Consider the following 11599-nt stretch of genomic DNA (forward strand, 5'->3'; position numbering starts at 1 on the left):
GCGGCCTATGCCGATTGCGCTCCGCTGCCCCGCCGTCGGGGTACCACAGCCGCTGTTACCTCGGCGGCGGCGTGGGACAACTCCGGGAGGACGTCGCCGTAGAACTTGGCGGTGAAGTGTGGGCTGGAGTGGCGGAGTCGGTTGGAAATGACTTTCATCTGGACGCCGGCGGCGAGGCCCATGGTGGCGGCGCCGTGGCGGAGGTCGTGAAGCCGGATGGGTGGTAGTCCGGCTTGGGCGGTGAGGTGGTGGAAGTGGTCGGTGACGTCGGCGGGGTGGAGCCGTCCACCGGTGGGCGTGGTGAAGACGAGCCCGGTCTTGGTCCAGGCGGTTCCGGCGGCGAGGCGTTCGCGGTGTTGCCGGGTGCGGTGGGCGCGCAGGACGGTGACAGTTTCGGCGTCGAGGGCGACTGCGGCCTCGCTGTCGCTGGTCTTCGGGGTGTCGATGGCGGTAGCCCAGCCGTGTTGGACGAGTTGCCAGCGGACGGTGAGGGTCTGGTTGTCGAGGTCGAGGTCGTCCCAGTGCAGGCCGCATGCTTCGCCTCGTCGGAGGCCGGTGAAGGTGATGAGGTGGTAGAGGGCGTAGAGCCGGTCGTTTGCGTCGTGGGTGTGGTCGAGGAATCTGCCGGTGTGTTCGGGGGTCCAGATCATGACGGGGCTGGGGGTCTTGCCGGTGTCGCGCCAGGTGCGGATGCGTTGGTCGGTCCATACGGTGGGCTTGGGTGGTCGGGCTGTGGGTAGTTCGACCATGAGGGCTTGGTTGGTGTCGATGTAGCGGTGGCGGCGCATCGCGTCGTTGAGGGCCTTGCGGAGGGTGGCGTGGATCAGGTGCAGGGTCCGGTTGCCGACGATCCGCTGGTTCTTGACCTGGTCGCGCTTCGCGGGGTCGCGGCTGGCGCGCAGGGTGGTGATGGTGGTGTTGCGTTCTTCGATGGCGTCGTACATGGCGTCGATGTGGCCGGGGCGGAGCCGGTCGATGCGCAGGTGGCCGAGGTGCGGGATCAGGTATAGCCGGATGTGCCCTTCGTAGGAGCGCACGGTGCCTGCCTTGATGTTCTTGCGTCCGGCAAGCCAGTCGGTGAGGTACGCCTCCATCGTGGGCAGCTCGGTCGGGGTGATGTCCAGGTGCAGCGCCCGCCGGATCTGATCGGGGGTGGGGACGGGCGCGCCGGTCTTGACGGCGGTTTCGATGAGGTCGCCGGTGGTGACGGTGGTGTGCGGATCGGTGGGATCGGGGACGGCCAGCGCAGCCCGGATACGATCCAGGACCGCGTCGGCGTCGGCCTGGGTGGCGTACGGGCCGTGGCGGAGTGGGCGGCGGGTGCCGTCGGCGCGGGCGGGGATTTCGATCTGCCAGTGCCAGTGGCCGTGGGTGCGGGACCAGCCGCCGCCGGGCCGGCGAAGCTGGGGACAGGAGCGTCCCAGTCGCCGGCCCGTGACGCTGTCGCGGCAGCCGCAGCGTTTGAAGGTGGATCCCTTCACTCGTAGTCTCCTGGATGCTTCGTATGGTGCCGCCAGCGGTGATGGGTGGAATCCGCTGGTGGCGGGGTCGTCGCATCCACGCTCACCTTCGGGTCGGGTTCAAGTCGCCGGCCACCGCCCGCCGGGGCGGGGTCGTCGTGGAGTAGCAGGAGGTGGAGGAGTCCGGCGACCGGGACGATGATGCGGCTGCCAGCGCGGATCAGCGGCGCGGGGAAGGTATCGGTGGCGGCGAGCCGGTAGGCCTGGGATCGGCTGATCCCGAGGACCGATGCGGCGGTGGCGAGGGTGGTGGTCACGCCGAGGGTGCGGACGCGGTCGACGGTCCATACTTCGCTGGCGGGCGTGGCTGCGGTGGGCGTGATGTCTGTCGTGGTGTCGTGCTCGGTGGGGTTCACGTTGGTGCTCATGATTCGGGGTTCTCCTGCCCGTTCAATGGATGTCTGGGATGCGTGGGTTCGAGATGGCTTGCTGGTGGGGGCAGCCTCGTGCCGCCGTACGCGATCGCGTGAGTCGCTTGCTGCCGACTTGATGGCGGTCGTGGTGACAGGCTCACCGGTGGAGTTGAGTCCTGCGGCGCGGGCGGCGAGGTTGCCTCAGCTTTGAGGGTCTTGAGGAGTTCGGATACCCGGGTGTTGGACACGGTGTGGCCTGTTCCACGGAGGGCTTCGGCGAGCGCCGCCCGGGTCAGGGCCTGCCCGTCCGCGGCGAGGTGGTCGCGGACGCGGCGCGCCGCCGGCAGCAACTTGGCCACGTCACCAGGCTGCGCGGACCGTCCCCTGCCGGCGTTGCGGTGACGGCGGTTCCGTCCGTGAGGTTGATGAGCGACCTCTGCCAGGCCGCTCGTCCGCGTGGCGGACCGCCGCCCTGCCGTCCCGCCGGACCGCGTCGGCTCGGCCGGTCCGCTCGGGGGCGTGGTGTGCGTGGGCTGGTCCGGCAGGTGGTCCGCGGTCCGGGCGGCGTTGGTTGGGGTCGTGGTGCCGGCGTAGCCGAGGGCGATCTTGACCATGACGAGGAAGCCGAGCGCGGGCACGGCTGCGGCGGTCCAGCCGATCGGTGACGGTTCGGCCTCCACGACCTGCGCGGCCAGCGAAAGGGTGACCGCGCAGGCCAGCACACTCGCGGGGAACACTGTCGAGGTGTGGGCGCGTTTGCGGCGGCGTAGCTCCAGGCCGGAGGCGATGGACATCAGCTCCAGGACGATCGCGTCGGCCCAGGCCAGCCATCCGGGTTGGCCGTGGGCGGCGGCGACGTTGTGGACGTGGGTGAAGCTGGCCGCACCAGCGGCCCCGCCGATCGCCAGCATGATCACGATCTGGACGGCGCCCTCGACGCGGCTGCTGCGCGGACCACCGTCCGGGTCAGACGTCGGTGCGTTCGTGACGGACCACCTCCCCGGACCGGACTGAGGCGAAGGCTCGTCCGCCAGCCAGGTAGAACTGGACACTTACGCGGACGGTCCAGGCGGCGTCGTCCGGGACCGTGATCCCGGAGAGGAAGCCGCCGGACCGTCCGTGGTGAGCGCGCGACCATACCTCTGGCCTCTCGCTGTCGGAAGGGATCGCCGCTCTTCCCGGTCTGTCAGGTCCAGCGGAGCGGGCGCTGACAGACCGGTGACAGTGACCAGGTCTTGCTGTCTCCCGCAGACGCGAGGTACTGTCCGCGGCCGTCTTGGCGCTGCCAGGCATCACGCCGCCTCACCCGCCCGTCCAGCGTCGACGACGTAGGAGGCGAGGTCGACCAACCGCTGCCGCTGCCCTCCCCCGCCCGGGACGGCCCAGACCGCCTCAGCGGGACACAGGCCCGCCATGGCGGCATGGTCGCGGGCGCCGGTCGCGGCCAGCGCCCGCAGCGGCGTGTCGGCGAGCAGGCGGCGCAGATTGGCCACTCGGGCGGCGGAATGCAGCCAGAACAGCACCGGCCACACCCGATCGAGCGTGGCGAACAACTCCCCATAGCCGGCGAGCTTGCCGACCAGAACCGACAACGGCTCCGTCCCGGTGTCGTACTCAACGAAGAACGGAACCGCGACGCTGTCCTCGACCCACAGGCCGTAGCCGTCCGGACGCACCCGCAGCTGGTAAGCCTGCACCAGGACCGGATCCCCACGACGGGTGAACGTGCCAACGCGCTGGCAAGCCGCTTCCGGCAGCCACTGGACCAGCTCGGCGCCGGGGTGTGTGCGGGTGTAGCGGGCAAGGTCGGTGAAGAAGCCGTTCACCCCGAGCCGATGCGCCAGGCTCCGACTCGATGTCCAGCGTCGCCGTTCCACGCGGGCGTGGTCACGCCGCGGTGGGCGCTCGTCCCGGCTCGCCGCGACGACCTCGGCACCCAGCTGGTCGATGACGTAGTGGTACGGATACGAGCCGCCGTCAGCGCGCTGCGGCCGGAACCGGGCCACCAACCGCAACCGGTACAGAGTCCGCAACCGGCGCTGGCAGAAGTCCAGCGACGGGAACAACGCCTCGGCGATCTGGAGCGACGTCAGCACCCCGTGGTCGTACAGCCAGCCCAGCAGGACCCGGTCTCGGTCGGTCAGCTGCGACTGGACACGCAGAACCGGATCATCCATCCACCATCACCTCCTCTCCGATACGTATGGCCTCCCCAGGGGGAGACCCGAGACCAGGACGGGTCTGTCGCAGCACAACCAGCCAGTCCTGACAGACGGGCGGACCTGCGGTGTGAGCGGGAAAAGGGGGTCCGTTCGGGCGTCCGGTTGAAGACTGACCCCAACGGGGACGTCAACCCGGACCCCGGAACGGGCATCAACACGGGATCTGTCACCGCCACCGGCAGAAAACCGGAACACGGTGAGATGGGATGTACAGAGAACACAAAAGCTCCTTGATCGAAAAAGAATGGTGGCGTCGACGTCGCGACGCCGTAGGTGTGCACCGCAGCCACCGGCGGGCGCGGGAGACTGCGGCAAGGCGCACTGTGGAGTTGTCAATGAACACGCCGACCGGCGCACCGGCCGACCCGAAGACGGATCAGGGCAGCAACGACCGACACGACCACCAGTGAGGCGGTCGCGGCAGGGAACAGCGGTAGCAGTTACGGAGGGCAGGGCGGCACAGTGCCGCGCCGGCAGCGGGCTCGCCTCAGCCTGCGAAAGGTGCTCCGCGAGCCGTCGACATCACGACGGCCCGGCGGGGGCGTCGACTCAACCCGCCGGAGAAAAATCCTTCATCGCGAACCCCCTGCCACTCGAACCCATCGACGGCCCGCCACTCCCGAGCCTCGAACGACCGGCGACGCACCCGGAAGGAGCGCCACCAAAACGGCCGATCGAACCCGGCGGGCAAACCGCCACGCGGTCGCGTTCATACCAGTACGCCTCCGCCGGCAGCACCCTGTCAACCAGCATCCCCGGCAATCGATCACGACGTTTCCGGACCCAGCCGGACGCGCTGGCACCCGCCAAGCCGTACTAATCTCCAACTGGACGGACTCCCCGGCAAAAATGGCAGAAAAATCTTGGCCCACCTGCAAATATGTCTCACTTTGTGAGACAGCACTCCCGCTAACCGAGCGGGCCAGGGTAAAGGTCGCCGAGGGCACCAGCGGCGAAGTGGACCCGCATGGCTTCCATGCATCGGGCTGTACTCGGTGTGGCCGACAGCTCGGCACTGGCCCGCCGGGCGGCTCGGCTCGCGGTACACGTTGATCCTGATGGGAGCACCAGGCACAATCGCCGGGTGATCGCGAGCGTGTTCTTCGATGTAGGCGAGACCATCGTCGACGAGTCCCGGGAGTACGGCACCTGGGCGGACTGGCTCGGGGTGCCGCGCCACACCTTCTCGGCCGTCTTCGGGGCGATCATCGCTCGCGGCCTGGACTACCGGGAGACGTTCCAGGTCTTCCGGCCCGGCTTCGACCTGACTGAGGAGCGGAAGCGTCGGACGGCGGCGGGACAGCCGGAGTCGTTCACCGAGGAGGACCTCTATCCGGATGCTCGGCCGTGCCTGGCCGCGCTACGCGAGTCGGGGCTACAGGTCGGGCTGGCCGGCAACCAGACGGCGCGGGCGGAGACGATCCTGCGGGCCCTGGACCTACCGGTCGACGTGATCGGCACCTCGGACGGCTGGGGTGTGGAGAAGCCCTCCGCCGCGTTCTTCGACCGCGTGGTCGCCGAGGCGGGATGCCCGGCTGATCAGGTGCTCTACGTCGGGGACCGGCTGGACAACGACATCCGGCCGGCGCAGGAGGCGGGTATCGCGACCGCCCTGATCAGTCGCGGACCGTGGGGTTGGATCCTTGGTGACAAGGCGGTCAGCGATCGGTGCCTGTTCCAGCTCGACTCGCTGGCCGAGCTGCCTGACCTCGTCCGCAAGCACAACGACTCGGCGCGCTAACTGCCCGGCAGCGCGGCGCGGCCGGCGGTGAGGGCGGCGACGCGTTCGTCCAGCAGGGTGCCGTGTTGGCTGTCACCAAGCAGGGGACGGACGGCTCGGACCCGGTCGAGACCGACGCCGTACCAGTCGTTGTGCAGGGCGTCGACGGCCTGGTTGAGGTAGTCGGCGGCCTTGTCGCCGTCTTGGCCTTGGGCGGTGGCGAGGTCGGCGAGTACGACACTGCGCTGCTTGGCGCCAGTGGCCGTGAGCGCGGCAAGTGCCTGGTTGAGCTGGCCGGCGGCTTCGCTGTGGTCGCCGCCAGCGAGGGCTGCGTATCCCGCGAACGAGTGCAGACGGCCGTTGTCGTAGAAGTCGAGCCATTCGGGCGGGGTGTCGTCACCGTCGACCGCGCCTGCGGCGAGGTCGATGTGGCGGCGGCTCGCGGCGGCGCCTCCGGCACGCGCCTCGACCTCCGAGGCGACGCAATGCAGCCATGACCGGACCATGGGGCTGACGCCGTGCCAGGTGTGCTGGAGGGCAGCGTCGATCAGCGGCCGGGCGTTGGCCGGCCGGTGGCCGAAGGCGGGAACGAAGGCCATGTGGCCGAGAACAGCAGCGGCCAGGGCGTGGTCACCGGCCTCGCGGGTCGCAGCGAGGGCGACGTCAAAGCAACGTTCGGCGACGGCGGGTTGGCTGAGATCGAAGAAGGCGAGCCGAGCGGTGAGCAGCGCGGACTCCGCGAGGGCGGAGGCGAGGCTGGTTCGGCTGCTACCGGTCGCAGCGCGCAGAAGCCCGACGCCGAGCTGGGTGTGGGCGTAGGCAGCCTCGTAGAGCGGCCGGGCCGGACTGGTCCAGTACAGCTCCCGCTGGCACCGCACGATCTGCTGGTACGAGTCGGGGTCGATGGTCTTGCCGTCGGCGTGTGCGGCTTTCGGGTCGAGGGACAGCAGGGGTGCGACCAGGGGCAGCATGCTGGCACCGACGAGTGCGCGGAGCACCGACGCACGGTCCCAACCGTTACCGTTGTCGTCTGCAGTGAGCATGTCCCATAACCTCCTGAACTCGTGCAGATTTTCGGTGTCCGGGCGTACGGCCAGCTCGTCGGAAGTGAGTAGGCCGAGGTCGCTGGCCGGCTTCCCGAAGATCGCGACCAGGTGTTTGCGGTACCGGGGGTCTGGCCACCGCTCGCCGATCTCCCACCGCCGGACCCTCCCTGTCACGCTGATGTGAGACAGCCCGTCTACCAGGGGATACTCTTCCTGGACGGCCCTGAGGAGAGCACATCAGCATGACGTCGAAGCCCCATGAGAGTCTGGATCCGGACGCCCGGCCCCAGCGGCGGACATTCACCGCGGAGTTCAAGGCGAGGATTCTGGACGAGTACGAGTCGGCGCCGGACGCGGCGGCTCGCGGGGCGATTCTGCGCCGGGAACGGCTGTACGGTTCACACCTTCTCGACTGGCGCAAGGCGCGGGATGCCGGAGCCGCGGCCGGCCTGACGGACCGGCGGCAATCGGCTGCGCGGGCGGCGAAGAAGGCCGAGAACGCTGAACTTTCCCGTCTTCAGCGGGAGAACGCCCGCCTGCAGGCCGAGTTGAACAAGACCCAGACCGCGTTGTCGATCATGGGAAAAGCTCACGCGCTCTTGGAACTGCTCTCCGAGAGCGCGGATGCCGTGGCGATGCCGAACTCGTCCTCGCCGAGGCGCAGGCGGCGCTGACGCCGTTGTGGGGCATCGCGCCCGCGTGCCGGCTGACCGGCCTGTCCAGGGCGACGCTGTATCGCCGTAGTGCCCCGCCGCTGGTCTCCCGGCCACGGGCGCCGCGTAAGCCGCCGCCGTCCGCGCTGACCGAGCCTGAACGCCGGCAGGTCCTGGACCTGCTCAACAGCCCGCCATACGTGGATCTGGCCCCGGCGCAGGTGTGGGCCCGCGAACTCGACGAGGGCCGCTGGTGGTGCTCGGAGTCCACGATGTACCGGATTCTGCGGGCCGCCGGGCAGACCGGCGAACGCCGCAGCCAGGCCACCCATCCGGCCCGGACCAAACCCGAACTGGTCGCCGACGCCGCGAATCAGGTGTGGTCGTGGGACATCACGAAGCTGCGCGGCCCGGTCAAGGGCGTCTGGTTCCACCTTTACACGGTGATCGACATCTGGTCCCGCTACGTCGTCGGGCACATGGTCGCCGCCCACGAGGACGGCCAACTCGCCGAAGCGCTGATCGCCGACGCCGCCGCCCGCGAACGCGTGAACCCCGATCAGCTGACCGTGCACGCCGACCGCGGCGCCGCGATGACCAGCAAGACCGTCACCCAGCTGCTGACCGATCTCAAAATCGGCCGCAGCCACAGCCGGCCCAAGACCTCCAACGACAACCCGTACATCGAGGCCAGCTTCAAGACACTCAAGTACGACCCCACGTTCCCAGAGCGGTTCGGATCGATCCAGCACGCCCGACAGCACTGCGAAGCGTTCTACAGCTACTACAACCACGAACACCGGCACTCCGGGATCGGCCTGCACACCCCGGCATCGGTCCACCACGGCACCGCCGGACAGATCCGTGAACAGCGGCAACGCACCCTCGACGCCGCCTGGGCCGCACATCCCGAACGGTTCGGACGCCGCCGTCCCCAACCACCCCGGCTACCGGACCGGGCATGGATCAACAAACCCGACAACAGCCACCCGGAACAGGCCGTGACCTCGGCCGGAGCCCCTCTTCCACCAGCACAAAGCTAAACAAAATCAAGAAATTGTCTCAGTTGACTTGACAGGTTCCGGGACGGTGTTGGCGTTGAGTCCGGTGTCGGTCTCTCCAGCGCGGCTCATCTCGGTGCGAATGCGTTCGGTCACCTCCTCGTAGGACCAGCCGCGTTGGAGTCTTTCCCACGCTAGCCGTCGGTTCGAGGGGTAGCGCCGTCCCGCCATCGCGCACCTCCGGGCATCGCCTGTCGACATCGATCACGCTAGCCAGTCCGGCTACCCGTCGTCACCACGTGGTTGCGATTGGACGGGTAGTGGACGGTACCGGTCTGCTGCCGTGGACGGTTCGCTATTGCCGAACATCGAAGCCGCCTGCTCCGGGCTGGCCTCGGTGGTCGCCGACCAGTCCCGTCAAAGGCATGAGGTTCATGGTGGACATGTCGCACCGACCCGACAACGCGTCGCCCCGACCGGACCCGATTGCCACGACGGCGGTCGGCTTCGGTGCCGTGAGGTTGACTCCGCGCCCGCGTACTGCCAACGAGGCTGCGCAGGCGAGTGACCGGCGAGATTTTCCCACTCGCCGCCTCCCGGTTGCGGGCCCGCCAGGCTCCCGGCGGGCCCGCCACACCGGCAGCCGACGTCGCACGCCCGACCGCCGGCCACACCAGCCCGAGCACGGTACGGCGCACGTGGGGGCACAGCGGCGATGACTCTTTACATCTCCCGCCATGCCACGGCAACGACTGCCAACAACTCCACCCGACCGGTCCGTTCTGAACCCGTGCTCACGGCCGAGCGACTCGACCTCCCTCGCATCGACCCGCCCCTGTTCAACCACGTCTGGCAGCGACTTTTCGAGCAGACCATGCGAAAGGAAGAGCAACGATGATGTCTCGGGCCCTTGTCACCGGTGCCGCCGGATTCATCGGCTTGCACCTCGCCGCCCGGCCGGGCGTACGGCTGCCACGCCGCACCCGCGGCGAGTCCCGGCCCGAGCTGTGCGGTGCTCGCCGGAACGGTATGTCGGCCTCGTGGTGGTCGGCGTGAGAGCCCGACAGGTCGCCGCCCCGACCGGCCCATGGTCCCCGGACGTTCTGCACACGCTCCTACGGGACGCCTCACCGTCGGCAGATGAGCGATGGCGACGCTGGTGCGCTGACCTGCTCCTCGCGGATCGCCTCGGTCCGGCGGAGCTGTCCGAGTGGTGGAAGGTGATCACCGAGTTCGACGAGGTGCTGGGTGGCTACGCCGAGCAGCCGCTGGACGTGCCCGAAGGCTCCGTCGTCGTGGCGGGCAGCGGCAAGGAGCAGTTCAAGACCTTCAACGTCAGCACCGCCGCCGCGGTCCTCGCCGCCGCCAGCGGCACGTCTGTGGTCAAAGGGATCTCGCGATCGGTGTCAGCGGTTTCTGGAGCCGCCGACATCCTGGATGTGCTGGACATCCGTGCCGTCGACCGGCCGGAAGCCATTCCCGAGATGCTGGCTCGATTCGGGATCGCCTTCGTCTCGTACCCCCTGTTCTGCCCGCGCTACGCGGCTCGATACGACGGCGTCTTCGGTGCCTTGAATCCGGCGAGCTTCTTCATGCCGATCGCCACCATCTGCGTGCACGCCAGGGGGTACGTGTTGGGCCTGGCGCACCGAGACGTCACCCTCGCCGCAGCAGCTCTCCTGAGGATCAGGCCGGATCTCACCACAGGCGTCGTCGCGTCCACGGAGCTGTCCCCCGGCGAAATGATTGACGAGGACGGTGACGTCGGTACCAGAAGGCTGGCGCGTCTCGCCGACGGACTCATCACCTGCGGAATCCGCCAGGGACAAGATCCGGCCCAATCCTGGCGTCACGCGGTTGCCCACCGGCCCACTCACCGTGGTAACGCCGCACTCGTGGTCTCCGCGCTAAAGCCCGGAGACGACACGCCCGTCACCGCACTGGTCGAGCTGAACGCCGCCCTCGTCGTCGCAGCGAGCGGGACAGACATCGACGAGGCGGTCGACCTGGTCCGCCATGCTCGCCAAGCTGGGCACGCCATCCGCCTGCTGAGCACGCTCACCTGATCGAAGGAGCCGCCATGCCCGCCATGTCTATCGACGCCGAATCAGCAGCAATCCTGACCGAACGGCTTGGACCGACCGCTGTCCGGTTCACCCACACCGACGACGCACTGTGGGTCTTGCACCCCGACCGACGCGAGTCGTTGGCGATCGTGACGGGCTTCGGCCCGACGAATGCACCGACCGCCGGCACCTTGTCGGTCATGCTCGGCGCGGTCGAGTTGCAGCGACACCTCGGTGTGCCGATGACGGTCGTCATCTCCGACCTCGGGGCGTGGAACTCCCGCAACGTTTCATGGTCGGCTCTGGTGCGGGTTCGCGACCAGATGCTGGCGTTCCTTGTCGAGCTCGGCCTGGGTCCGCACAAAGCCGAGCTGCGGTCCCACCTTGAGCACGACAACCTCGTGCGTGCCGGTCGGATCGCCCGTTATCTGTCCCGGGCTGACTTCCAGGAGCACCGTGAGAGCCTTCTGGAGCTTTACGCCGAGCACGGCTTGCTCGGCAGCGAGACCGGCGTGGTGGTCGACTCGCTGTACACGGTCGCTGACGTGCTCGGCCCCTTCGACAACGGCGCCAGCAACGTCCTCATGGTGTCGGGTATGGAGGAGGCGTACTTCACGGACCTTGCCCGCCTGGTGCTACAACGACAAGCGGACGCCGGTGAGCTGAGCCTCGGCTGGAGCGGTCGGATCGGCGGCCTGTACTTCCGGGTCCTCGAAGGGCTTGCCGGCTACCCCAAGATGTCCAAGAGCATCCCCGCGTCGAGCATTCACCTCAACATGACCCAGGCCGAGATCACCGACCGGGTGATGGACGACGAGGAGTCGTCGCAGGCCGCATTGCTGTCGGCGATCGAACTCAGCAGCGGCTGGGACGCCGTGGATGTCGCCCGCGCCCGCGAGGCGTTCGCAGACCGCGTCCTGCGTCCGGACAGTTGGCGCCAGGCTCGACGAGAGTTCTGCCGCTCATTCGCCCAATTCGCGGTGTTGTGGCAGCGATGCGCTCGGTGAGCCCGGTCCTC

11 protein-coding genes are annotated in these 11599 nt (G+C 68.6%); 6 read left to right on the forward strand and 5 right to left on the reverse strand.

What is annotated here, in order from left to right; translation table 11 throughout:
* Positions 1-5: 5 nt before the first annotated feature.
* The 4 genes from ID554_RS05890 to ID554_RS05905 form a co-directional block, all read right to left on the reverse strand.
* Entirely contained in the window at positions 6-1481 is a 1476-nt protein-coding gene (locus tag ID554_RS05890) for a tyrosine-type recombinase/integrase (protein ID WP_117230551.1), read from the reverse strand.
* A complete protein-coding gene (locus ID554_RS05895) occupies positions 1478-1888 on the reverse strand; it encodes a helix-turn-helix transcriptional regulator (protein WP_223884450.1) in 411 nt (136 codons plus the stop codon). Before ID554_RS05895 ends, ID554_RS05890 begins: the two co-directional genes overlap by 4 nt.
* Positions 1885-2784, reverse strand: coding sequence for a DUF2637 domain-containing protein (locus ID554_RS05900; RefSeq protein WP_117230550.1), 900 nt, complete (start codon positions 2782-2784; stop codon positions 1885-1887). The genes ID554_RS05895 and ID554_RS05900 overlap by 4 nt, the downstream gene beginning before the upstream one ends.
* A 381-nt stretch (positions 2785-3165) precedes the next feature.
* Positions 3166-4050 carry a replication-relaxation family protein gene (locus ID554_RS05905; RefSeq protein ID WP_117230549.1) on the reverse strand — a complete coding sequence of 295 codons (885 nt, stop codon included), beginning with the start codon at positions 4048-4050 and terminating at the stop codon, positions 3166-3168.
* A gap of 1129 nt (positions 4051-5179) precedes the next feature.
* Between ID554_RS05905 and ID554_RS05910 the strand changes: the two genes are divergently transcribed.
* Positions 5180-5836 (forward strand): HAD family hydrolase, encoded by a 657-nt coding sequence (locus tag ID554_RS05910; protein WP_117230548.1) that lies wholly within the window; start codon positions 5180-5182, stop codon positions 5834-5836.
* Here the strand turns inward: ID554_RS05910 and ID554_RS05915 are convergent.
* Positions 5833-7035, reverse strand: coding sequence for an XRE family transcriptional regulator (locus ID554_RS05915; RefSeq protein WP_191088727.1), 1203 nt, complete (start codon positions 7033-7035; stop codon positions 5833-5835). The genes ID554_RS05910 and ID554_RS05915 overlap by 4 nt on opposite strands.
* A 68-nt stretch (positions 7036-7103) precedes the next feature.
* Between ID554_RS05915 and ID554_RS05920 the strand changes: the two genes are divergently transcribed.
* From ID554_RS05920 to ID554_RS05935, 5 genes are all read left to right on the forward strand, one after another.
* Positions 7104-7535 (forward strand): transposase, encoded by a 432-nt coding sequence (locus tag ID554_RS05920; protein ID WP_191088728.1) that lies wholly within the window; start codon positions 7104-7106, stop codon positions 7533-7535.
* Positions 7536-7540: 5 nt separating this feature from the next.
* Entirely contained in the window at positions 7541-8557 is a 1017-nt protein-coding gene (locus ID554_RS05925; protein WP_113974893.1) for an IS3 family transposase, read from the forward strand.
* A gap of 673 nt (positions 8558-9230) precedes the next feature.
* On the forward strand, positions 9231-9413 hold the full coding sequence (gene amcA / locus ID554_RS32935) for a multiple cyclophane-containing RiPP AmcA (RefSeq protein ID WP_396888481.1): 183 nt from the start codon (positions 9231-9233) through the stop codon (positions 9411-9413).
* Between the two features lie 322 nt (positions 9414-9735).
* Entirely contained in the window at positions 9736-10581 is an 846-nt protein-coding gene (locus tag ID554_RS05930; protein WP_158573886.1) for a hypothetical protein, read from the forward strand.
* A gap of 14 nt (positions 10582-10595) precedes the next feature.
* Positions 10596-11588, forward strand: coding sequence for a nucleotidyl transferase family protein (locus ID554_RS05935; protein WP_147333647.1), 993 nt, complete (start codon positions 10596-10598; stop codon positions 11586-11588).
* Positions 11589-11599 lie beyond the last annotated feature (11 nt).

This window comes from Micromonospora craniellae (assembly GCF_014764405.1).
Lineage (GTDB): Bacteria > Actinomycetota > Actinomycetes > Mycobacteriales > Micromonosporaceae > Micromonospora > Micromonospora craniellae.

Bases quoted from the DNA above. Each gene is read 5' to 3' on its own strand.
- ID554_RS05895 (WP_223884450.1), bottom strand. From the start codon at position 1,888: ATGAGCACCAACGTGAACCCCACCGAGCACGACACCACGACAGACATC.
- ID554_RS05900 (WP_117230550.1), bottom strand. From the start codon at position 2,784: ATGCTGGCGATCGGCGGGGCCGCTGGTGCGGCCAGCTTCACCCACGTC.
- ID554_RS05905 (WP_117230549.1), bottom strand. From the start codon at position 4,050: ATGGATGATCCGGTTCTGCGTGTCCAGTCGCAGCTGACCGACCGAGAC.
- ID554_RS05920 (WP_191088728.1), top strand. From the start codon at position 7,104: ATGACGTCGAAGCCCCATGAGAGTCTGGATCCGGACGCCCGGCCCCAG.
- amcA (WP_396888481.1), top strand. From the start codon at position 9,231: ATGACTCTTTACATCTCCCGCCATGCCACGGCAACGACTGCCAACAAC.
- ID554_RS05935 (WP_147333647.1), top strand. From the start codon at position 10,596: ATGCCCGCCATGTCTATCGACGCCGAATCAGCAGCAATCCTGACCGAA.